The sequence below is a fragment of the Rhodococcus sp. MS13 genome (genome assembly GCF_013277835.1).
Lineage (GTDB): Bacteria > Actinomycetota > Actinomycetes > Mycobacteriales > Mycobacteriaceae > Rhodococcus_F > Rhodococcus_F erythropolis.
In genome coordinates this window covers 627,573-649,158 of the sequence record NZ_VBTL01000004.1, presented here as the reverse complement: position 1 = coordinate 649,158, position 21,586 = coordinate 627,573, and the positions used below count along the sequence as shown (strand labels likewise).

Annotated in this window: 24 protein-coding genes; 16 read left to right on the top strand and 8 right to left on the bottom strand. The window is 61.5% G+C overall.

Annotated elements, in window-relative coordinates; translation table 11 throughout:
- Window positions 1-10: 10 nt before the first annotated feature.
- Window positions 11-526: a CGNR zinc finger domain-containing protein gene (locus FEZ59_RS11515; protein ID WP_003940315.1), complete on the bottom strand. Its 516-nt coding sequence runs from the start codon at window positions 524-526 to the stop codon at window positions 11-13.
- A 25-nt stretch (window positions 527-551) separates the two neighbouring features.
- On the opposite strand from FEZ59_RS11515, the gene FEZ59_RS11510 reads away from it, so the two are divergent.
- The 4 genes from FEZ59_RS11510 (at window position 552) to FEZ59_RS11495 (ending at window position 3,636) form a co-directional block, all read left to right on the top strand.
- Entirely contained in the window at window positions 552-743 is a 192-nt protein-coding gene (locus tag FEZ59_RS11510) for a hypothetical protein (protein ID WP_021331840.1), read from the top strand.
- Window positions 744-846: 103 nt separating this feature from the next.
- The gene (locus FEZ59_RS11505; protein ID WP_172932649.1) at window positions 847-2,454 is read left to right on the top strand and encodes an AMP-binding protein; all 1,608 of its coding nucleotides are present in this window, start codon (window positions 847-849) and stop codon (window positions 2,452-2,454) included.
- A 127-nt stretch (window positions 2,455-2,581) separates the two neighbouring features.
- Window positions 2,582-2,866, top strand: a complete 285-nt coding sequence (locus FEZ59_RS11500; RefSeq protein WP_003939785.1) for a hypothetical protein — start codon at window positions 2,582-2,584, stop codon at window positions 2,864-2,866.
- A 38-nt stretch (window positions 2,867-2,904) separates the two neighbouring features.
- A complete protein-coding gene (locus tag FEZ59_RS11495) occupies window positions 2,905-3,636 on the top strand; it encodes a hypothetical protein (RefSeq protein ID WP_172932648.1) in 732 nt (243 codons plus the stop codon).
- Window positions 3,637-3,650: 14 nt separating this feature from the next.
- On the opposite strand, the gene FEZ59_RS11490 is transcribed toward FEZ59_RS11495, so the two are convergent.
- Together FEZ59_RS11490 and FEZ59_RS11485 are read right to left on the bottom strand one after the other, a co-directional pair.
- Window positions 3,651-5,606 carry an AarF/UbiB family protein gene (locus FEZ59_RS11490; RefSeq protein ID WP_242459772.1) on the bottom strand — a complete coding sequence of 652 codons (1,956 nt, stop codon included), beginning with the start codon at window positions 5,604-5,606 and terminating at the stop codon, window positions 3,651-3,653.
- 302 nt (window positions 5,607-5,908) lie between these two features.
- A complete protein-coding gene (locus tag FEZ59_RS11485) occupies window positions 5,909-6,046 on the bottom strand; it encodes a hypothetical protein (protein ID WP_021345701.1) in 138 nt (45 codons plus the stop codon).
- A gap of 1,421 nt (window positions 6,047-7,467) precedes the next feature.
- Here FEZ59_RS11485 and FEZ59_RS11480 point away from each other — a divergent pair.
- The gene (locus FEZ59_RS11480) at window positions 7,468-7,767 is read left to right on the top strand and encodes a DUF4259 domain-containing protein (protein WP_223304584.1); all 300 of its coding nucleotides are present in this window, start codon (window positions 7,468-7,470) and stop codon (window positions 7,765-7,767) included.
- 34 nt (window positions 7,768-7,801) lie between these two features.
- Here the strand turns inward: FEZ59_RS11480 and FEZ59_RS11475 are convergent, their stop codons facing one another.
- Window positions 7,802-8,248, bottom strand: coding sequence for a hypothetical protein (locus tag FEZ59_RS11475; RefSeq protein WP_020970971.1), 447 nt, complete (start codon window positions 8,246-8,248; stop codon window positions 7,802-7,804).
- Between the two features lie 73 nt (window positions 8,249-8,321).
- Window positions 8,322-8,987 carry an alpha/beta fold hydrolase gene (locus tag FEZ59_RS11470; RefSeq protein ID WP_346343231.1) on the bottom strand — a complete coding sequence of 222 codons (666 nt, stop codon included), beginning with the start codon at window positions 8,985-8,987 and terminating at the stop codon, window positions 8,322-8,324.
- Between the two features lie 327 nt (window positions 8,988-9,314).
- On the opposite strand from FEZ59_RS11470, the gene FEZ59_RS11465 reads away from it, so the two are divergent.
- The 3 genes from FEZ59_RS11465 to FEZ59_RS11455 are packed head-to-tail and all read left to right on the top strand — an operon-like array spanning window position 9,315 to window position 10,855.
- Complete coding sequence (locus FEZ59_RS11465) at window positions 9,315-9,959, top strand: TetR/AcrR family transcriptional regulator (protein ID WP_020970969.1); 645 nt, start codon at window positions 9,315-9,317, stop codon at window positions 9,957-9,959.
- 9 nt (window positions 9,960-9,968) lie between these two features.
- Window positions 9,969-10,418: a MaoC family dehydratase N-terminal domain-containing protein gene (locus FEZ59_RS11460; RefSeq protein ID WP_019745537.1), complete on the top strand. Its 450-nt coding sequence runs from the start codon at window positions 9,969-9,971 to the stop codon at window positions 10,416-10,418.
- Window positions 10,415-10,855, top strand: coding sequence for a MaoC/PaaZ C-terminal domain-containing protein (locus tag FEZ59_RS11455; protein WP_020909310.1), 441 nt, complete (start codon window positions 10,415-10,417; stop codon window positions 10,853-10,855). The genes FEZ59_RS11460 and FEZ59_RS11455 overlap by 4 nt, the downstream gene beginning before the upstream one ends.
- A 76-nt stretch (window positions 10,856-10,931) precedes the next feature.
- On the opposite strand, the gene FEZ59_RS11450 is transcribed toward FEZ59_RS11455, so the two are convergent.
- Complete coding sequence (locus FEZ59_RS11450) at window positions 10,932-11,786, bottom strand: hypothetical protein (protein ID WP_172932646.1); 855 nt, start codon at window positions 11,784-11,786, stop codon at window positions 10,932-10,934.
- 123 nt (window positions 11,787-11,909) lie between these two features.
- Here FEZ59_RS11450 and FEZ59_RS11445 point away from each other — a divergent pair, with 123 nt between their 5' ends.
- The 4 genes from FEZ59_RS11445 to FEZ59_RS11430 all read left to right on the top strand — a co-directional run bounded on the left by FEZ59_RS11445 (window position 11,910) and on the right by FEZ59_RS11430 (window position 16,003).
- Window positions 11,910-12,971 carry an FAD-dependent oxidoreductase gene (locus FEZ59_RS11445; protein WP_172932645.1) on the top strand — a complete coding sequence of 354 codons (1,062 nt, stop codon included), beginning with the start codon at window positions 11,910-11,912 and terminating at the stop codon, window positions 12,969-12,971.
- Between the two features lie 118 nt (window positions 12,972-13,089).
- Complete coding sequence (locus FEZ59_RS11440; RefSeq protein ID WP_021331853.1) at window positions 13,090-14,277, top strand: ATP-binding protein; 1,188 nt, start codon at window positions 13,090-13,092, stop codon at window positions 14,275-14,277.
- Window positions 14,274-14,993, top strand: coding sequence for a M50 family metallopeptidase (locus FEZ59_RS11435; RefSeq protein WP_003940327.1), 720 nt, complete (start codon window positions 14,274-14,276; stop codon window positions 14,991-14,993). Before FEZ59_RS11440 ends, FEZ59_RS11435 begins: the two co-directional genes overlap by 4 nt.
- A gap of 173 nt (window positions 14,994-15,166) precedes the next feature.
- A complete protein-coding gene (locus FEZ59_RS11430) occupies window positions 15,167-16,003 on the top strand; it encodes an NAD(P)-dependent oxidoreductase (RefSeq protein ID WP_046379384.1) in 837 nt (278 codons plus the stop codon).
- Window positions 16,004-16,057: 54 nt separating this feature from the next.
- Here the strand turns inward: FEZ59_RS11430 and FEZ59_RS11425 are convergent, their stop codons facing one another.
- A complete protein-coding gene (locus FEZ59_RS11425) occupies window positions 16,058-17,065 on the bottom strand; it encodes an NAD(P)H-dependent glycerol-3-phosphate dehydrogenase (protein ID WP_019745531.1) in 1,008 nt (335 codons plus the stop codon).
- A gap of 97 nt (window positions 17,066-17,162) precedes the next feature.
- Window positions 17,163-17,891 (bottom strand): FCD domain-containing protein, encoded by a 729-nt coding sequence (locus FEZ59_RS11420; RefSeq protein ID WP_019745530.1) that lies wholly within the window; start codon window positions 17,889-17,891, stop codon window positions 17,163-17,165.
- A gap of 133 nt (window positions 17,892-18,024) precedes the next feature.
- Here FEZ59_RS11420 and FEZ59_RS11415 point away from each other — a divergent pair, with 133 nt between their 5' ends.
- The 4 genes from FEZ59_RS11415 to FEZ59_RS11400 all read left to right on the top strand — a co-directional run bounded on the left by FEZ59_RS11415 (window position 18,025) and on the right by FEZ59_RS11400 (window position 21,584).
- Window positions 18,025-19,413, top strand: a complete 1,389-nt coding sequence (locus FEZ59_RS11415) for a gluconate:H+ symporter (protein WP_019745529.1) — start codon at window positions 18,025-18,027, stop codon at window positions 19,411-19,413.
- A gap of 12 nt (window positions 19,414-19,425) precedes the next feature.
- Complete coding sequence (locus FEZ59_RS11410; RefSeq protein ID WP_020909302.1) at window positions 19,426-19,956, top strand: gluconokinase; 531 nt, start codon at window positions 19,426-19,428, stop codon at window positions 19,954-19,956.
- Between the two features lie 75 nt (window positions 19,957-20,031).
- Window positions 20,032-20,469: an SRPBCC family protein gene (locus FEZ59_RS11405; protein WP_019745526.1), complete on the top strand. Its 438-nt coding sequence runs from the start codon at window positions 20,032-20,034 to the stop codon at window positions 20,467-20,469.
- A gap of 143 nt (window positions 20,470-20,612) precedes the next feature.
- Window positions 20,613-21,584: an alpha/beta hydrolase gene (locus tag FEZ59_RS11400; protein WP_172932644.1), complete on the top strand. Its 972-nt coding sequence runs from the start codon at window positions 20,613-20,615 to the stop codon at window positions 21,582-21,584.
- Window positions 21,585-21,586 lie beyond the last annotated feature (2 nt).

Below are 21,586 nucleotides of genomic sequence, written 5' to 3'. Positions count from 1 at the left end.
TAGGTGCAACTCACTTGCGTGCACGATGTCGCCGCACCGCGTCGCGGTTCGCGCACGTGGGGGAGCAGTACCGCTGATTGCCGTTGCGGGAGGTGTCCGCGTAGATGTTGGTGCACTCGTCCAGGGTGCATCGACCTAATCGGTGCATACCGCGGCCGACGAGGTGTAGCGCCGTGCCTACCGAGAAGAGTGCCTTGAGGACCTCGGCGAGCGACTGTTGGGGATCGCGGTAGTGCAGATGCCAGCCGTCGTTCGCGTGGTTGGTCATGCGCGGATACGCCGACGCTTGCTCGAGCATGACGTTCACAAGTTCGGCGCGGGCTGCCTCCTCCGTGACGTCGACGATTTTCGACCACTCGATCAGAAGGTCGAGGGTCTCGTCGAGGTCCTTCTCGGCGATGGGGAAATCGAGAATGATGCCTGCATCGACGCAGCGTTCGACGAGTTCGGCCAAGGTCTCGGGGTTTCGATTGGCGAGGTCGGCGGCCAGCGTCACCGCATATTCGCCGTAAGGGTTGAGATGCACAATGCCATTACATCATGCTCGTTGCATGAAGAAAACAGAGATCACGCCGATCGGTTGCATCCATCGCTGGGAGGTCGAATCCCGGCACCGAACCAGCGAGGGGACGGTCACCTACCTGCGCTGCCATTGTGGGTCGTGGCAGACCTTGCTCGCCGAGTGGATGTCGGGCGGGGCAGCCTCGGCCGTCGCCGCACCGATAAAGGTCAGGTCCAGGTAATGATCAGCTAATCGTTCCGTTTTACCTCCGGCGACATGGAACGTGTTCTAGATTCAGGGTTATCTGCCTCGATGTCGCGGCGCGGACTCTGAAAGGAAAGACAATGCAGTTCAATCTTGCTGACATATTCGAGACCGTTGCCGGCTCAGTCCCTGATCGCGTTGCATTGACTTACGAGGGAGAGAACTTCTCCTACTCTCAGTTGGATGCGGAGGCTAACCGAACGGCCAACCTGTTCGCGCAAGCTGGCATCTCGAGCGGCGATCATGTAGCCCTGTTCCTGAAGAACAGCGTCGAACATGTCACGTCGATCCTCGGGTTGATCAAGATCCGTGCGGTCCCGATCAACGTGAACTACCGGTACACACCCGCCGAGCTCGAGTACATCTTCACCAACTCCGACTCGGTCGCAGTGGTCGTGGAACTCCCCGAGCATCAGCGTGTCCTTGCTTCCCTCTTCGGTGCATGCCCGAAGGTGAAGACGGTGATCGTGATCGGCGAGATCGACGCCGAACTGGTCGCCGCAGCAAAAGCGCATGAAGTTTCTGTGGTTTCGTTCGACGACGCTCGTGAACAGTCGCCGGTGGGGGAGTTCGACGCTCGTTCTGGCGACGACGTGTACCTCCTCTACACCGGCGGGACCACCGGATACCCGAAGGGCGTCATGTGGCGTCATGACGACTTCTTCCGTAAGCCGCTCTCCGGCGGCAATCCGTACGGTGAGGGAGCGCGGCAGGACCTCGCCGAGATTGCCAGTGCTGCAAAGGAATTTCCGGAACTCTCGTTCCTCATTGCTGCCCCGCTGATGCATGGCGCCGCGTTGTACTCGCTGTTCACCTTCCTCACCCTCGGTGCGCGAGTTGTTCTACGACGCGAGTTCGACGCGGAGAAGGTCGTCGAAGCGATCGAGAAGGATTCGGTACAGGTGATCTTGATCGTCGGCGACGGCATGGGACTGCCGTTGGTCGACGAGATGGAACGACGCAAAGACGAGGTCGATTTCAGCACCCTGTTCTCGATCACCTCGGGTGGCGCGATCTGGTCCACGAGTGTTCGGGATCGCATGCTGGCGGTGAAGCCGGACCTGCTGCTGCGGGACAACTTCGGAGCCTCCGAGTCCGGTAACGACGGCGCCTTCTCCATCGACGAGGCGGGCAATCTGCGAATGCCGCCCTCGCCGAACATGATTCTGGTCGACGAGCGCCTCGAAGAGATTCCAGCGGGCTCTGACGACGTGGGCTACATCGCTCGTATCGGAAACGTCCCGCTCGGGTACTACAAGGACGAAGAGAAGACCGCCCGCACGTTCCCGACCCGCGCCGACGGCACCCGCCTTTCGGTGCTCGGCGACATGGGCAAGGTGGAAGCAGACGGCACCATTGTCTTCCTCGGCCGTGGCTCGCAGTGCATCAACACCGGTGGCGAGAAGGTCTTCGCCGAAGAGGTCGAGTCTGCCCTTCACGCACATCCGGCGATCTCCGACGCGCTCGTTGTTCCCGCACCCGATGCGCGCATGGGGCAGCAGGTCGCAGCGGTGATCGCGACCTACCCCGGATCCGACGAGCTGACTCTCGAAGCGGTACAGGAACATTGCCGCAAGACGTTGGCCGGCTACAAGGTGCCGCGCACGATCGTGCTTGTCGATGAAGTCAAGCGAACCCCGGCCGGTAAGGCGGACTACCGCTGGGCGACGACTCTGGCGTCGTCCTAGCGGCGTGGAGTGGGCGACGACGATCTTTCACACGGATTTCACCACGACATAAGAGACATACCGGAAAGATGGTGCAGAGTAAGTCGTTCGCGCCTTGCGTCGTCACTCCACGAAAGGGCCTTGTCTCATGCTCATCATCGGAATACTCCTGTTCGGGATCGTCATCGGAGCGGGAGCCCAGCTGATTCTGGGGAAAACGACCGCACGAGTGGACTGGACCTTCGCGTTCATCGCGGGAATCGGTGGTTCGCTGGTCGGCGGATTGCTCGTGAGTTTGATTGCAGGCGACGGATTATCGTTGCGCCCGAGCGGCATCCTCGGGTCCCTTGCCGGCGCTGTCATCATCACCGCGGGGTGGCAGTGGTACCGCGGGAGGAACGCAACTACAACTACGCGTCCGTCTGATCGCTGATTTCCACAGTTCCGTCAGGGGACGGAGAGCGTCGACATATGAACGAACTACTCGATGAAGTCCTCACCGCACATGGCGGAGTCGAACATTGGCAGTCCATTTCAGCGATCACGGCACGGGGACGTTTGGGCGGTCTGCTGCCTCAGCGCTTCCCAGGCAACAAGTTGGCGAAGTTCACGGTCGAGGTTGAAGTCGCCGAGCAACGCACTGTCCTCCAAGACTTTCCGCGTGTCGGCGAGTGCGCTGTGTTCGACAAGGGGGTCGTGCGGATCGAAACTCGTGACGGCGAAGAACTCGGGAGTCGAACCAACCCACGTTCAGCGTTTTTCGGGTTGAGTGGAGTCCGGCGCAACCTCCACTGGGACGCACTCGACACCGCTTACTTCGCCGGCTACGCCTTTTGGAACTATCTGACGGCACCGCTGCTGCTCGCCCGCGACGACATCACTGTCACCGAAGCCGAACCTTGGCAGGAATCCGGGCAGCAATGGCGACGACTTCAGGCAACATTCGCGCCGGCGATCGATACCCATTGCCGGCAGCAGACCTTCTATGTCGACAACGGTGGCCTCATCCGCCGTCACGACTTCGTCGCCGAACCGGTAGGCAGCTGGGCGAAAGCTGCTCTCTACTGCGACCAGCATCGCGAGTTCGACGGTCTCACCTTTCCCACTCGGCGACGGGTGCTCCCGAGGGGCCAAGGCGGCCGCGTTCTCTCGCGGCCGACGCTCCTGGCGCTCGACTTCGACGACATCGAGATCAAGCGATGAAAATCGGTTCTCGGTTACCTGTTGTCGAGTGTGAACAAACGGAACACGGTCCGCATGCACAGAACGACGCCGACGAAGCCCAGTACCGCACTCACGAGTGCATAGCCCGACAGCTGAGGTGTGAGTTGTGGTCCGCCAGGTACGAACAGCAGGATCGCCGCGACAATCAGCGCGGTCACTCCCGCCGCCATACCCAGGGCGTTGTTCGCCGACCGTCGTAGCCATCGCCTGTCGTCGGGGTGTGCGACCGAGCGAGTGCGAAGTGTGAAGCTTCCCGATGCGATCGAGGTCGCGATCTGGTCGAGCTGACCAGGAAGGCGCCTGACCACCGCGGTTGTGACCGCCGTCGTCGACAGGATTGCCTGCGCGGCTGCAGTCGGGCTGGCGACCTGGGTCAACAGTCGGGGTACTTCGGCCCGAACAGCAGCGACGAGGTCGATCTGCGGATCCAGGAGCCGGAGGGCGCGCTCCAAAGACGCGAGCGAACGGAAAGCGGCGGCGACGTCTCCCGGCACTCCGATTCGGTGTTCTCGAAGCACGGTGAACATTCTCGCGAACGATGCCATGGAAACATTGGGTTGGACACTGAGCAGGGTGATCTCTCGGCCCACCTGGTGACGTAGTGCTCCGCGATCCACTTCGGGCGGTACGTCGAATGCCATCAGCATGGCGTCGACTGTCGCCACCGGATCACCTGCGAGGGCAGCGTTGAGGAGCACTGCGAACAAGATCCGTGTCTCGCCGTCCAGAACCCCTACTGCGCCGAAGTCGAGGAGCCCGACCCGGCCGTCATCGAGGATCATGATGTTGCCGGGGTGCAGGTCCGCGTGAAACACCCCGTGGACAAAGATCCCGTCGAGCAACGACGCAAGAAGTTCGTTGGCGACGCTGCTGCGGGTGTCGCGGTCGAGGCCGGTGAGCGCGGCCTCACCGTCGGAGAGCGGTGTGCCGTGAAGCCGTTCCATCACGAGCACCCGTCCACTACTGAGGTTGGGGTAGATGTGCGGAACGACGATATCCGGGCGGTTCGACATGGTGGAAGAAATCGCGCCGGTATTCGCTGATTCGGTGCGGTAGTCGAGTTCCTCGAGTAGTGACGTGACGAGGCCCCCGGCGAGTCGATGAACTCCGATATCGCGTGCCCAGGGAAAACGGGTCTCCGCGAGCGCCGAAACGCGAAGGAAGATATCGCAATCCACGCTCACTTGTGCGCTCGCCTCGGGACGTTGAACCTTCACCACAACGTCGACGCCTTCAACGGTGCGCGCGGAATGTACCTGTGCGACAGAGGCGGCGGCGAACGGCTCCACATCGAACGACGCGAACACCGACTCTGGTGCGTCGCCGAGTTCCGATGCCAGTAGCTCCGCGATACGGTCGGGATCAGCCGGGCGTGCCGAACTTTGCAGAGAAGAAAGGGCGCGAGCCAACTCGGGTGGTATGAGGTCGTCTCGCGTGCCGAGGATCTGTCCCAACTTGACGAAAGTGACACCGCACCGGTTGATTACTTCCACCAGTGCGTCCCCGAACTGAGGCGCTGACGGCCCAGCACGGAGAGCGGGCCCGCCTCCCGCTCGCACGACGATGCCCATGATCTGGACGTACCGCTTCGTTCGGCGCCACGATTTTCGGCTGCGCCGCAATGCTTCCGACGGACCTGGTAGGGATCCTGTAGGAACCACGACTTCGAGGAAAACCAATGCGGCCAGGCATGCTGCGAACACCCATAGCGCGACAACTCCGAAGAATATGAGTGCTGTTCCCACGCTCACCAGAAGTTGATCGTCCTGGCTGGCAATTCCTGCGAATGTCGCGGCGTAGCCAGACAGGGGGACACCCACCGAGAGCGCTATCACCGCGACCAGAAGTGTTCGTGGCCATCCGACTCTCGTCCCCAGCGTTCGTCGCATCACACCCGCCAGTGCTGCCGCAAGAAATGGCGTCGTGACGATCCAGACCATCAAGTCCATTGCGATAGCGTACGGGTTCGCAATCTGCGATACATCCAGGAAAACCCCGAGCCCACCCCGACTGACGGGTAACAAGCCCGACAGTGCCCAAGCGTCGAACATGCTTGGGCACTTCGGTGTTCATTCGCTCCGATGGCGACTCGTCCTGATCGACCGTCCAAAACTGCGTTCACTGACCATCCGCGAGGCCGAACTACGCATCATGCTCGTCAGCGATGTCCCGGCCCCCTTCGCGCGGAGCTGTACAGCCGAAGAACAGGCTGCGATGGACGCCGAGCAGAAGTGGAACCGAGTGGGCTCCTTTAAAGAATGGGGCCGCCGGTGAACAGGTTGACGAGACTCACCGCGAAGAACTGGACGATCGCTATGGCGGTGGCAAACGGGTCGCCCGCATACGTAGCTTGGTTGACCCATTCGTTGAATGCGTTGATCGAACCCATTGTGATTCCTCCTGAGTAGTGATGGCGTGATTGATTGAAACTGGTGGTATGACACTCGACACGAGGGACGTCAGTACGGACCCGGCGCAGTTGGGCATATGAGGCCACGAAAGGTCAGTGACGAGCGCCGATGGTACGCTGCGGTTGGTTGCCCTCTGCGTTTCGAATGTAGTTCCTCGACTTAGGAATACCGTGAAGGACGGGCGGATTCGGTTACGAGTATCCCGCGACAGACGACATCGTCAATATTACGATGTCGGCAACAAACGCGACGACGGCACCAATCGGATTCTGGACAATCCACGAAATTACTTCAGTCATGTTCTCGGTCCTTCCTTAGCGTAAGACGCGTGATCGAATACTCGACCAGCTATTGCAGTACCCGGCCCCGTTCGGCGAATTAAACCGTTACCGAGGATGATTGGCGCAAATAGATAGATCGCACACCGGGGGCGTTGAATCAACTCGCCCAATCGTTGCACCTCTATGCTCGGGGTTCGATTCGTTACCAACATCTTTCAGAGAAGGGGTGATCAGTCCCATCAGCGATCGGTACCCCGCGTGCGAAATCCTTCTTCGTAAACACCTGCCCAGCAACGTCGTAACGTCAGAGGTGGCAGTTGGCAAGGCCGACCGTCTTCTCGAGATCGTGGCGAGTTTTGCTGGGCAGATGTGACACTACCTCGCGGTCTCGCCGGATCAGTCTTCCTTTCGGACATCGATGGCTGTTCTTCGTGTGGTTGTTACACAATCGACGGAATCGCTGTTGGGGGTGGCGATGCGCAGCTATTTCCCCTACGAACCTTCAGGAATTGCCTGCGACACCCGTGGATACGGATCCTCGATCTCCACCGAGCACAATTCCGTGTGCCGACAACATCGCAGTGCTTCCGACCGGATCGATGCACCCAGAACCAATCGCCGTCACGCACAAAGGGCCAGACGGTTCTGGGAAAGACCCAAGCGCTCCTTCAGTTCCCGGCGATCTGTTGCGCCAGTTCGAGTTCACACCTGATCTAACTGGTCGACGCATAGTGGTGTACCGGTAGCCAAAAGAGTCCCGCCGGTCGGTTAGTGTTGACGGTGAAATACGACGCGGAGGTGACTGTGAGAATCTGGAACTGGTTGATGCTCAAAATTTCAGCAATCGGTGGGTCGCCGAAGTTTCGGAAGATAGTCGACAGTCCGATTTGGGCGGGCGCCAATGACCGCAAGCTCTGACTGAGCGGGCGGCAGATTCTCCAATTTGCAATTGCCGACCTGAAACTGCGAGCACGCTCACGGCCTGCTGCGACGGGAACGCGACTGTCGACCTGAATTTATCCGCAATCGATATGGGAGGGCTTGTGGGAGTCTGGGGTCCGGGAAACTTTGACAGTGACACCGTCGCGGATGGGTTGGGGGCCCTGACCGGTCGAATCGTGGACGACATCACTGCCGAGTTCGAAGACGATTCGAGTCTGGAGCCGGATGAATGGGGCGGGGAGATGGTGCCGGCGTGGCTCGAGATCCTCACCGATATTGCCCAGACGAAACGAGTCGGTGTGACCTTTCCATCGACGCAAGTGCTGATCGACTGGCGCGATCGATATCTGCGCGTGTGGGATGGCTACATTGACGAACTCGAACCGGACGAGGATCACAAGGTCGCTCGACGTGCAGTGCTCGTCCATACCTTTGAACAGGCGGTCGCCCTCGCCGCCGAGCGGGAACAGGCATAAACCTCGCGCGGCCGCGCTACTGACCATAGATCCGTCAGTTCCCCGGTGGAACGACGGTGAACGTGAACCCTCCGGAAGTCATTGCGTTGGCTTCTTCGAACATCGAACAGAGAGCTTCGGCGGCGTCGGTCGCCAATGCTCGGGCGGCGCTGGGGGTTCGACCTCGGGCCGTCACCGCGAGCCCAGGTACGTCCGCATCTGTGATCGTCAGATCGGACTCGTAGTCGGAAGCACTGCCGCCGAGTATCTGCGCGAGTTTTTCAGCAGGAACAGACATGCCGTTGGAGGCTTCCCGTTCGCCGATGTACGCATCGCGCGGGGACCCGTCGTAGAGTCCGGTTCGATTACTACTGAACTGAACTACTGCAGTTTCGGTGAAGGAGATGGTCTTCGTCCACCACAGACCTCCCGCTACGACCAAAATGGCGGCGGCAACGGCCACCATTACCTGACCGCGGCGGTCGGAGAGGAATGTTCTCATCTGTCAGTTGTACCGCCTTGGCCGGCTGATTGACCGGCTTCATCACTACCTTGTCGGCGGCTGGTCCGCGAGATCACGTCCGCTTCGCGTCGTCATGATTGCGGACGAACTTCATGAGTCGGGGAATTACCCGATCAGGTATGTGTCCCAGGATTCCGTGGCCGGTTCCGGCATAAATCTCCACTTCGGCTTCAGATACAAGATCAGCTAACCTCGCGGCCACCCGCTCGGGGCTGGAGACCACCGTCTCAGCGCCGGAGATTACGAGCATTGGAACCGAGATCGACTGCACTTCTGCATCTTTGAGCATTCGTGCCCACCCGACACCGGGCCGGTAGTTCAATGCCTCTGTAACCAAAGCGAACTCGCGATCGCCGATGACGTACCCGGGGGACAGCCAATCGTTGAGCTTGCGAATATTTTTGTCGGTGCGGCGCATACCGGCGCGGACCATCTTCAGCAGCACACGCCACGAGGGCTTGTCGAAGACTCCGCCCGGTTCGATTAGGGTCACACTCGCCAGTCGTTCAGGGGCGTGAAGTGCTACTAGAACGGCGTGCCACGCACCATGCGAGTAGCCGACCAGGTGGACGCGATCGACCCCGAGTTCGTTCAATACCTCGCCCACCCAGGTGGCGAAGTCGGATTCCCCGGTCAATGGAGCGGTCTGCACACTGCGGCCTGCAGTACCGATCGTGTCCAGCGCATAAACGACTCGGTCCCGGCACAGGTCCTCGATGACGATGTGCCATTGCAGACAATTGGCGCCGACTGCGTGCAGCAGGACGATCGGCGTCTCCGTGCCGGTCCCGACCTACGGACATGGGTGGTTCCGAACGATGTCGGCACGTCGAGTTGTGTCGACGGAACCGGCCAGGTGCCCTCCAGTTCTCGGTAGATGCTCTCGTACGCCTGCTTTGATGCTTCGTTCTTGAATCGTCCGATCTTCGGCATGAGCCTCCCTCTCGCTGCATTCAATTTTGATGGTATGACCGTATCACTAATGCGGTACGTGCGTATCATTAACGAGTCAAAGTCATCCATTCGAAAGGGGAAGGACAGCCTCATGCCGCGACTGGTCGACCATGAAGTGAGGCAACGGGAGATCACCGATGCGGTGCGGCGAGTGATTGTCGACGGTGGGCTCGCGGCGGTGACATTTCAGTCCGTTGCTGCCGAGGCTGGGATTTCGGTGCGACTTGTGCAGTACTACTTCGGCACGAAGCGGGAATTCCTTCTCGCGACGCATCAAGCTGTGCGTCAGGATGCGGGTGCTCGCTTGATGCAGGAGTTGTCTGTTCTTGGCGCGGAAGCGACACCCCGCGAGGTTATTTCAGCGTTCCTTGTCGGCATGCTGCCACTCGATCGACAACGTCGGGAGGAAGCGATTGTTCTCGGTGCCTTCCACGCTGCCGCACTGACCGGACAAGGAATCGCCGCCGAGGAAACCCTCACTGCCCCAAGAGAGTTGACAGCGCTCATTTCCGGCCAGCTTCAACGAGTGACCAATCGGGACGCGGTTGCGCCGTCAATGGATCCCGACCTCGACGCCGAGCTCATTCTGGCGGCTGTCGCCGGGCTCGCCCAGGGGATGCTTCCCGGCTACGCCACAGCAGAATTGGCGGCCCAGTTGGTTGAGCGTCTCCTCGATCGCATTCTCGGGCCGACGAGACCTCAGGCCACGAATGAACCCGAAGTCGGCCGCCGTTAGTATTCCGGGATGTCTCCTGTGAACCCAGCGCTCGCCGGCCGGGTGTTTCCCTCGTCTTCGTACCTTGTCGGGCGCGAGAAGATTCGCGAGTTCGCTCTGGCGGTGCGTTCGAGCAATCCCTTGCACCATGATGTCGGTGTCGCCAGGGAGGCCGGGTTCGTCGATGTCATCGCGCCGACAACATTCACAACCGTTGTCCAGCAACGAGCGATCATGGCACTGCTGCGCACACCGGATACTGGGCTCGATCCGACTCGTGTGGTCCATACTTCCGAGAAGATCGAGCATCAGCGTCCGATAGTCGCCGGCGATGACCTGTCTACGACACTGACGATTACAGGGGTGACAGTGCGAGCAGGCAGTGCGATCCTGTCGACAGTTTCCGAGATTCACGACGTGACCGACGCTTTGGTCGCAACGGTCACCTCGACCCTGCTGGCGCGAGGAGAAGGCGCATGACCGTACCCGCCGTGCCGGTTTTCGAAAACCTCGTCCTTGGTGACATCGTCGCGAAGGTTGATCTGGTCCTCACTCGTGATGACCTAGTTCGCTACGCCGGTGCCTCCGGCGACATGAACCCGATCCATTTCAACGACGCAATCGCTGCTGCGGCTGGGCTACCGGGAGTTCTGGCGCACGGAATGCTCACTGCCGGAATTGCTTTGCAGGTCATCGTCGACTGGGTTGGTGACCCGAGCGGTGTGATCTCGTATGAAACTCGCTTTACTCGGCCCGTCGTAGTCGATGCCGTCGATGGTGCTGATCTCTCCATCGCTGCGAAGATCGCGCGGATCGACTCCACAACGCGGACTGTGCGTATCGATGTCACCGTCATGCACAAGGGCCAGACGGTTCTGGGAAAGACCCAAGCGCACCTTCAGTTCCCGGGCGCCTGACAGGATTGCGGGCTGTCACTGGTCACATCGGGACCTACGCATCCGGGCGGGAGATCAACTGCATTGTGGCGCAGCACTACCGGAAAGACACCAACAGCTCGTCCGACGCTTGCATCGGTGCGTATCCGTCGGCGATGACGCGCCGACAGCCGTCGAGTTCGACGGTGAGTAATCGTTCCTCGTTCGTAGGACGGTCCACGTAGATCGTCGACGCCACCTCGGTGGCCACCGCGTCACAGTCGGGAGCGGGTGAAAGTCCGTCGAAGGTTTCCGTCGTAGACGATGTGCCTACGAATTCGGTGGCGGAGAATCGGCAGAAAACGCTGCCCGCCGACAGCGACGTCAGCGCCGCGGTACCTGTTGTGGCTGGTCGGTAGGCCGGCCGGCAATGCGACAGTTCGTAGATCTGGTCGTCGGACAACGCTATTCGGTGTTCGGTACTGCCGACCGGTGTCAGTTCCTTGATGGCGGCCAGGCCACCGGGTTTCGGTAGTCCACACGAATCGGAGGGATACCCCGGCCGAGTTGCTCGGCCTCGATCGTCGACCAACCAGAATTGGTCCAGGACAGCCAGGCTGTAGTTGTCACCGCAGCCTTCGGGGAACCAAGTCTTGTGCGCGGACGAGCGGTTCAGCATTTCCACCGCCCGACTGAAATCGCCCTCCCAACGATGAGCAGAGAAGCTGACGGTTCGGTCGGCTGCCACGTTGTCGCTGACAAACGGGTCGCACGTGACTGCGGCGACGGGTACGAAATCGTCTGGAACCGTCGCCGTTGATGTCGTCTGGAGCGGGCCGATCGGATACGGGGTCGCGCACCCCAGCGTCTCGGCGTCGACTATTGCGGCAACTGGTCGATCGGGGATGGTCACGTGCCAAATGCCGGCAACAGCGAGGATGACGATCACGACTGCGAACCAACGCCAGAGCATGAGCACACCGTATCGTTCCCGATGTACGCCGAGCGGGAACAGGCCTAGTCCTCCGTTAACCGCCGAAGTCCTCGCATCCAAATTGAGTGGATCCAGGTTGCGGCTCGCAGATATGGTCCACTGGTGACGCATCCGAATGGCCGAAACGACAGTCCGATCCTGGTGATTGGTGCCGGTGTCGTCGGCGCGTCGATCGCGTATCACCTGGCGCGCATTGGTCTCCGAGTCACGGTGCTGGACCACGGCTCGGTGGCAGGAGGGGTGACCGGCAACTCCTTTGCCTGGGTCGGCCTCTCGAAGAGTGCCGCAGAAACTTACTCAGATCCGTTCCGGCAAGGCGCTGCAGTCGAATTCGACCGCCTGGAGCGCGAACTCGTCGAGCCAATCGGTGTGCGCCGCAGAGGCGCGATCACCTGGGAAGAGACGGAAGCGGAGACTCGAGCGTTCGTAGATGCTCATCGAGCACTCGGCCATCCCGTCGACCTCATCGGTAAAGAGGAAATCCTTGCTCGTGAGCCGGGATTGCGGACGGCCCCCTCGGTCGCAGCGTACGCGCCTGATGACGGTGGCGTTGACCCGGTTGCGTTCGCTCGATCGCTCCTGCGAGGTGCCGAAGAGTGCGGTGCCACAGTGTATTCCGATGTCAGTGCGCGCGGGGTGCTCACGGAGGGCATGAGAGTGTACGGAGTAATGACTGCCGACGGTCCCGTCTACGGATCGGCCACCGTGCTCGCTGCGGGTACCGCGATCCCTGGACTCGCGGCGTCGGCGGGAGTCGACGTCGAGGTCGACGCCTCCCCGTGTTGCCTCATCAGATTCTCGACGCCCCACCCATTGGTGAACGGAATACTGTCCTCTCCGGATTTCGAGATCCGGCAATTGGACGACACGACACTGATTGCGGCTGAAGATGTTCCGGCCGGGTTCTCCGGAGATGCTCGTGAGCTTGCGGGGCCGACGCTGCACGCGATCCGCAGTCAGCTCGTGGACGGTGACCAAGTGGAACTGATCGAGGCGGTAGTCGCTGACCGTCCCATCCCGCGTGGTGGCCGCCCGCTGCTGGGCTTCGCCGAAGGCGTGTCGGGGCTCTATCTGGCCGCGACGCATCCGGCGATCATTCTGGCCGGAGCAATTGGAGCCCACGTGGCCGGGGACTTCGCCCGAGCGTCGAGCCTGGACGGTTAGACGACGATGCCGGAGCCCGGTTCGACAAGGTCGAGCCGATATTGCGGTTCCTAGTTCTCTCTAGGACACGCGCTAGAGAGCGGGATATTCGTCTACTCGGCTTGTACCGTCGATGGGCATGGACCCCGTGCGCAATCCGTATGCCCCCGGTGCCGGTCAACGCCCGCCGGAACTCGCCGGGCGCGACAAGCAGATCGACGCCTTCGACGTCGTTCTCGAGCGAATTGCGCGTGGCCGCCCGGAACGAAGTGTTGTCCTCACCGGCTTGCGTGGCGTCGGCAAGACCGTCCTGCTCAATCAGTTGCGTTCGGCCGCGATCTCCCGAAGTTGGGGGACCGGCAAGATCGAGGCGCGCCCCGATCAGGATTTACGACGCCCACTCTCGTCGGCGCTGCACATGGCAGTCCGAGAGATCGCGGTCTCCCATCGCGATCCCGAGCGGGTCGAGCAGTTCCTCGGAGTCCTCAAATCGTTTGCCCTACGCGCCACTGCGGACAAGGGAATGCGCGAGCGCTGGCAGCCAGGCATCGATGCACCCGCGATCAAGGGTCGGGCAGACAGCGGCGACATCGAGATCGACCTCGTCGAGTTGCTGCTCGACGCGTCGTCGCTGGCCAGGGATGTCGGCGTCGGGATCGCCATCTTCATCGACGAGATGCAGGACCTCGGTGCCGCGGATGTCTCGGCGATCTGCGGGGCCTGCCACGAGTTGAGTCAGGACGCGGCACCGTTGATCGTCGTCGGGGCGGGGCTTCCGCATCTGCCTGCTGTGCTGTCGGCGTCGAAAAGCTACTCGGAGCGCCTGTTCAGCTACCACCGGATCGATCGGCTCGAGCGGGAAGCTGCAGATCAGGCACTGATTGCGCCTGCTGAGCGTGAGGACGTCGAGTTCACCGAATCTGCGCTCGACGCTCTGTACGAAGCGGCTGACGGGTACCCGTACTTCGTTCAGGCCTACGGAAAGGCCACGTGGGATGTGGCGGCGTCGAGTCCGATCACGTCGGAAGACGTGCGCGTCGGCGCGCCGACGGCTGAGGAAGAACTCGCTGTCGGCTTCTTCGGATCACGGTACGAGCGAGCAACGCCCGCGGAGCGTGAGTACATGCGCGCCATGGCCGATCTCGCCGGTGACGACGGACCCGTCGCAACCGCGAAGATCGCCGTCGAGTTGGGGCGCAAGCCGGCTTCCCTTTCGCCGGCACGCGATGGACTGATCAAGAAGGGACTGATCTATTCGGCAGAACGTGGGTCCATCGGATTCACGGTCCCTCACTTCGGCCGATACCTGCGCGGACAAGCGGAGTGAACGCGCTCGAAACCGCGTGGGATCGGGTGGCGGCGCTCAGTCCCAATCCGCCGGCGTGGGTAGTTCAACTGGCCGCGTTGATCGCCGTGATCATTGTTCTCGAACCACACCTGTGGCGGATCGCCCGTAACGTCGTCACCATCGCACACGAGGGCGCTCATCTGATTGTCGCCGTCCTGGTCGGTCGACGGTTGAAAGGTCTTCGCCTGCATTCGGATACGTCGGGTGTCGCTATTTCGTCGGGCAAACCGACCGGCTTCGGCGTCATTCTGATGACGTTCGCGGGGTACGTCGGACCGTCGATTCTCGGACTCGGCGCGGCCGGGTTGTTGGGCGCGCAGCGTGCGGTCTCGGTGTTGTGGATCGGCGTATTCGTGATCGCGGTGATGATGGTTCTGATCCGAAACCTCTACGGAGTCTTCTCACTTGCCGTGGTGGGAGCCGTGTTGTTCGGACTCGTCTGGTGGGGGACCCAGGAGCAGCAGGTGGCTGCTGCCTACTTCTTGACGCTCTTCCTGCTCTTTGCCGGACCGCGCCCGGTCGTGGAACTTCAACGGCAGCGAATGCGGCGAGGCGGGGCACCGGACTCGGACGCCGACCAATTGGCCAGGCTCTCACCGATACCCGCGATCGTCTGGGTCGGTTTGTTTCTGCTCGTGAACGTCGCGGTGCTCGTGCTCGGCGGATGGTGGATCCTGCGCCCGGTGGGTGGCTGACCGCATTGATCAGTTGTCCTGACGGGACAACTGATCAACGATTATTGATGCTCCGCGGCCGTAGTCATCGCGTGAAGGCGCTCATATCGTGGAAGTCGACGAGTGGTCGTGCCGGGACTTCCCGCGGCCACAACCGCAGCGACGAAGACCGTCGACGATGACAAGGATTCGTTTTGGACGACAAGAACTTCCGCGGACGAACCGCGATCATGTCCGGGGGAAGCCGTGGCATCGGACTTGCCATCGCCCGTGCGATAGCGCGCCGCGGCGGAAACGTCGTGTTGCTCGCCAAGACCGATACGCCTGACCCCCGGTTGCCCGGAACAATCCACACGGCTGTGGACGAGTTGAACGAGCTTGGGGGTCATGCCGTTCCCGTCGTCGGTGACGTGAGGAACGACGACGACATCGCGCACGCCGTCGATGCAGCGGTAGAGCACTTCGGTGGTATCGACATCGTGGTCAACAACGCGAGCGTCCTCGACATTTCGAAAACCGAAGACCTCGCGATGAAGCGATTCGATCTGATGCAGCAGGTCAACGTCCGTGGCACTTTCGCGCTCACCCGAGCGTGCCTTCCGTACCTTCGGGTTTCGGCCAACGCGCACGTATTGACGCTGTCGCCACCGCTCAACTTTTCGCCGCACTGGTTGGGTGCTCATCCGGGCTACATGCTGGCCAAATACGGAATGACATTGGCGGCCTTGGGTATCGCCGCGGAGTATTCAGGTGCACCGATTTCGAGTAATTGTCTGTGGCCGGAGACCATGATCGCCACGGCGGCCGTCGGAAACCTGCTCGGGGGAGACGAAAGTATCGATCACTCGCGTTCACCCGAGATCATGGCTGATGCGGCTATCGAGATTCTCGGACGTCCCGCCGGCACGGATACCGGTCGGACGGTGCTCGACGTCGATGTCCTGCGCGAGGCGGGGATTTCGGACTTCTCGCAGTACGGCGGTCAGTCACCGTTGGCTATCGACATTTTCGTCGATGCTCCAATTCCGTGATCTCGGGCGATCTACAGGTATCTAGCCAAATCGCTAGATACCTGTAGATCTTCCTCACGCCACCTCGTGCTCGCCGCCCGGGGCAACCTTCTGAAGTCCGCGATATGCGTCGCTGGCACTTTGGCGACCACCGATGACGGCCTCGACCTCCGCGGCAATCGGCATGTCGACTCCGTATTCGCGAGCCAGATCCATGACGGTAGGGGCAGTTTTTACTCCCTCGGCGACCTGGCCGAGCTTGGCGACCGCCTCCTCGACGGTCAATCCCTGCGCCAGAGCTTCGCCGACGCGACGGTTGCGAGAAGTCGGAGCCATGCAGGTGGCGATCAAATCGCCGACGCCCGTCAAGCCGGCAAAGGTGCGCGGGTTGGCGCCCATCGCTTCACCGAGTCGGGTCATTTCGGCGAGACCGCGCGCGAGCACCATCGCACGAGTGTTGTCCCCGACTCCCAGGCCGTCGGCCATGCCCGAGGCGATGGCAACGATGTTCTTGAGGATGCCGCCGAGTTCACAGCCGAGCACGTCGGTGTTGCGGTAGACACGGAAGACCGACGACGCGAACAGGGGTTGCAGCGCGGCGGCGACGCGATCGTCCTGGGTGGCCACGACCGATGCCGCGGCCATGCCGTCGACGATCTCTTTGGCGATGTTGGGGCCCGCGAGCAGTCCGACGGGATGGCCGGGCAGGCACTCGGCGATCACTTCGGTGGGGCGCTGCCGGGTGCCGGGCTCGAGGCCCTTGGACAGTGACAACACCGGGACCCACGCCCGAACCTCGTTGGCGATCTCGGCGAGGGTGGCGCGAACGGCGTGCGAAGGCACCCCACATACGAGTACGTCCGCTTCACGAGCGGCTTCGACCAGATCCGAGGTTGCCTTGAGTCCCTTGGGAAGTTTGCGCTCACCAAGGTATTTGGAGTTGGTCCGTTGCGAATTGATCTCGTCGGCCGCTTCGGAATTTCGTGCCCACAGCAGGGTGGGAGTGTTGCGGGCAGCGAGGCCGGCCACCGTGGTTCCCCACGATCCGGCACCGAGGACGACGACGCGTACCGGGCGGGCCATCAGAGTGCGCTGTTCTGGGTAGCGAGTGCTGTCATGGCGCCAAGCGTTCCACTTGCGGAGCAGTTGCGGGCCAATTCCGGCGAGTCTGTGGCTCGACTTACAGATGAGGCGGCGGTTCGGGGCTTTCGCGCATTGTTTCGACCGCTTCTGCGGATTCCGCGACGATCGAGCGCATCGCGGTTTCTGCAGCGTCGGCGTCGCCGGACTGAATGGCTGATGCGACCACTCCGTGCAGGTGAATCGCTTCGGGGTCGGCTTCGTGGGGCATCAAGGAGTGGCGTGTGCGGCCTTCGAGTATCTCGACGACGATCTGCGACATCGCCCGCAGCATCGGGTTACCGGAGGCGGCGAGCAGGGTGCGGTGGAAGTCGGAGTCATGGCCGAGATAGGCACCGGTATCGGCAGCGCGAGAGGTAGCTGACATGCCGATGACGGCTGCGGTCAGAGCGCCGCACTGCTCGGGTGTTGCGCGAGTTGCGGCCAGTCGCGCCGCCAGGGGCTCGATACCGGAACGGAGTTCACTCAGGATCGAAAGCTGCTCGAACCGATCAGGACCGGCCAGTTGCCAGCGGATGACATTGGGGTCGAGCGAGTTCCAGTGTTCGGAGCCCAGGATGGTGATTCCGACGCGTCGACGAACCGAAGCCAATCCGAGAGATTCGAGAACGCGGACAACTTCGCGGATGACGGTTCGCGACACGTCGTAGCGCGTTGCCACCTCGTCGGCGGAGATCGTGGTTCCCGGGGGGAGCACACCACCGACTATGTCTTGGCCGAGCTGTTCCAGCATCGAGTCGTGTAACTGCTGAAACGGGACAGAAGGCATACGTAGATCGTCCCATGCGTATGGAGTAAGCCCGGTGCAAGGCGAATAAATACTACAAATTAGTGTCTGCTCTTGAAATTGTAGGTTAATTAAGGAACAGTGACCTCAATCACTCATCGGACTGGGAGTCCCTATGAACACCACAGCATTGCTGGCGGCCGAGGTCGTCCCCGCTGGTAGCGACGCACGATTGATCATCGCTGCAGTCGCCGGCGTCGCGGTCATCATCGCGCTGATCACCTGGCTCGACCTGCATCCCTTCCTCGCGCTGTCCATCGGCGCGGTAGGTGTCGGTCTGGCGGCCGGCCTCGGTTCGGCAGAGTCGGTTGCAGCATTCGCCACCGGTTTCGGATCGACCATGGGAAGCGTCGGAATCCTGATCGGTTTCGGCGCGATGTTCGGCAAACTCCTCGCCGATTCCGGTGGTGCCGACCGAATCGTCGACACACTGGTCGGCCGCTCCAGCACCAAGGCACTCCCGTGGACCATGGCTCTGGTCGGCGCTGTCATCGGTCTGCCGATGTTCTTCGAGATCGGTCTCGTTCTGTTGATGCCGGTCATCATCCTCGTCGCGCGGCGATCCGGATTGTCCCTGATGCGCATCGCGATCCCCACCCTCGCCGGCCTCTCGGCCATGCACGGGTTGGTTCCCCCGCACCCCGGGCCGCTGGTTGCAGTCTCGGCATTGAACGCAAACCTCGGCCTCACGCTCGCGCTCGGTGTCCTCGTCGCGATCCCCACTGTTGTTCTCGCCGGACCGGTCTTCAGCAAGTACGCAGCGCGGTGGGTCGACGTGAAGGTTCCGGATCTCTTTGTCACAGGCGAAGATCGAGGTGAAGAAGAGAAGCAGCAGCGCCCTTCGTTCGCGGCGACTCTCGCAGCGATCCTCCTCCCGGTCGTTCTCATGCTGGGCAAGGCATTCGCCGACGTGATCGCACCCGATTCCGAGGCACTCCCCAAGTCCGTCCTCGACTTCCTCGGAACACCCGTTGTGGCTTTGGGTCTCGCGGTTCTGGTCGGAATGGTGCTGCTGGGTCGCGGCGGCGGAATGGACCGCAAGGCCATCTCGAAGTCACTCGAGAGTTCCCTACCTCCCATCGCAGGCATCTTGTTGATCGTCGGCGCCGGTGGCGGTTTCAAGCAGGTCCTGATCGACACCGGTATCGCCGGAGTGATCGCCGACGCGATCAAGGGCAGCAGCCTTCCCGTGCTGTTCCTGGCCTGGCTGGTAGCGGTATTGATCCGCGTCGCAACGGGTTCGGCAACGGTGGCAACGGTGACGGCGTCGGGCATCCTCGCTCCGGTTGCGGCAGACCTCTCGTCCGCACATGTCTCGCTGATGGTCTTGGCGATCGGTGCGGGCTCGCTCTTCCTCTCGCACGTCAACGACGCCGGATTCTGGTTGGTGAAGGAGTATCTGGGCGTCAGCGTGGTACAGAACCTCAAGACCTGGACCGTGATGGAATGCATCATCTCGGTATCGGGTCTGGCCGGAGTGCTCGTGTTGAGCGCATTCATCTAGGTAGGCGAGCACATGAACAGCGAAGCGGCACAGCAGAAGCAGTATCCCGTGCTCGTCCTGATGGGTGTCTCGGGTTCGGGAAAGTCGACGGTCGGCGGCATGCTCGCCGGAGCGATGGGCTGGGACCTTCAAGAAGGCGACGATCTGCACCCGCAGGCGAACATCGACAAGATGGCGACCGGGCATCCGCTGAACGACGACGATCGCTGGCCCTGGCTCGACAAGATCGCCGTCTGGATCAAGAGCCATACCGACGCCGGTCAGCCGGGCATCGTCACGTGTTCGGCACTCAAGCGCAGCTACCGCGACGTCCTTCGCGGTGAGCACGTCGTATTCGTGCACCTCGCCGGTTCGCGGGATCAGATCGGCCAGCGATTGACCGCCCGCCTCGATCACTACATGCCCGCCTCGCTCCTCGACTCCCAGATCTCGACACTCGAGGCAGTCGACCCGGACGAGCAAGCCATTGTCGTCGACGTGGGCGGGAGTCCCGCCAAGATCGCGGAGGAGATCCTGCGACGGGTGGAGACGTTCGAATACTGAGCATGCCAGGCGTGTAAGCACCCGAGGTTCGGGTTACGGTGCATGGGTGACTGCTGCTGCTCAGACGGCCTGATCGTGACCGACTTCGACTTCCACAGCGTCTGGACGCTCCAGGCCTCTGCCGACCGCGTCTACGCCGTTCTCGCGGACGCCGAGCGGTATTCGCAGTGGTGGCCTCAGATACGCCGAGTCCGGGCGACCGACGAGCACTCGGGCTCCATGGCCATCCGCAGCGCTGTCCCTCTGACCCTGCTGGTCTTCGGACGACGCGAGGTCGAAGACCCCATTGCCCGCCATCTGCAAGTGCGTCTCTCCGGGGCAATGACCGGGTGGAGTAGCTGGGTGGTACGCCCCGCTGAATCTGGCTGCGTCGCCGACTTTCGGCAACAAGTAGCGGTGTCCGGAGCGCTCGGTCTGGCCTCGAAGATCGCGAAGCCGGTATTCGAGTGGAATCATGAAGCGATGATGCGTGGCGGGCACCGCGGACTCTCCGCTTATCTCTCCCAGCCGTGATTGCGAGCCGAACTTGCACATACTCGAGTAATTCATGCCTACCCGTCGTGTCGTTTTGACGCAGCGTCAGTTATCGTTCACAACAGCAGTCGACAAGTATGTGTAACTCACATGCACAAAACGTCTTGACCTGGGAGGACGCTATGCGGACGCGAGATTCGACGGTATGGCATTGGAACGTGAGTCCCCGAGCGCGGGTTATCTTCTGTCTGACCAGGACGTTCGTGAAGCCGATGTTCACCCTCTGGCCGACCACCGAACGCGGCATCCGCCAACTCGAGCGACTCGACGCGATGGCGGACAAACTGCCGAAGCCGAAGAACCTCGACATCGAGCCTTTCACGCTTGGTGGTGTGCCAAGCGAGAAGGTGCAGCATCCACGCAAAGCGCAGGGCGAGTTGGCCGGAGCCACGATCCTCTACTTCCACGGCGGGGGATTCGTCTTCTGCGGTCTGGCAACGCACCGAGCACTGTGCGGTTTGCTCTCGGCGAAGGCCGGAGTGCCGGTGATCTCCGTGCGCTACCGTCAGCTGCCGGAAGGTTCCATCGGCACCTCCGTCAAGGATGCGATGGCCGCGTACGCTGCGTTGCTCGAGACAGCGGAAGACCCGAACAAGATTGTGCTTGCCGGTGATTCGGCGGGCGGTTACCTGGCCATGAAGGTCGCCGAAATTGCCGCACTGCGCGGAATCACGCGGCCCGCTGCCGTGGTGGGATATTCCCCTCTTCTCAACGTGAACCTCGAGGACCACGATCCCGATTTCATGAAACGCGATGCCTACCTACCGATGTCACAGGTCGAAAAGCTCAAGGACCGGTGGCTGGAGGGTCCGGACGAGATTCCTGGTGCGCAGTCTCCGATCAACGCCGACGCCAGTCTGATTCCGCCGTCGTTCCTGGTGGCCGCCGAATACGAACTGATGCGTCCGGACGTCGAGATCATGACCGAAAACCTGATCAAGGCAGGACAAGCCGTCGAAACGCACATCTGGAGTGGGCAGATCCATGCTTTCCCGGTGATCGGCAAAGCTCTTCGGGAGGGTAAGGCGATCGTTGATCTCACGGTCAAGTTCCTCGAGCGAACGATGGCCTCGCAGAACCAGATCAGCGCCTGAGG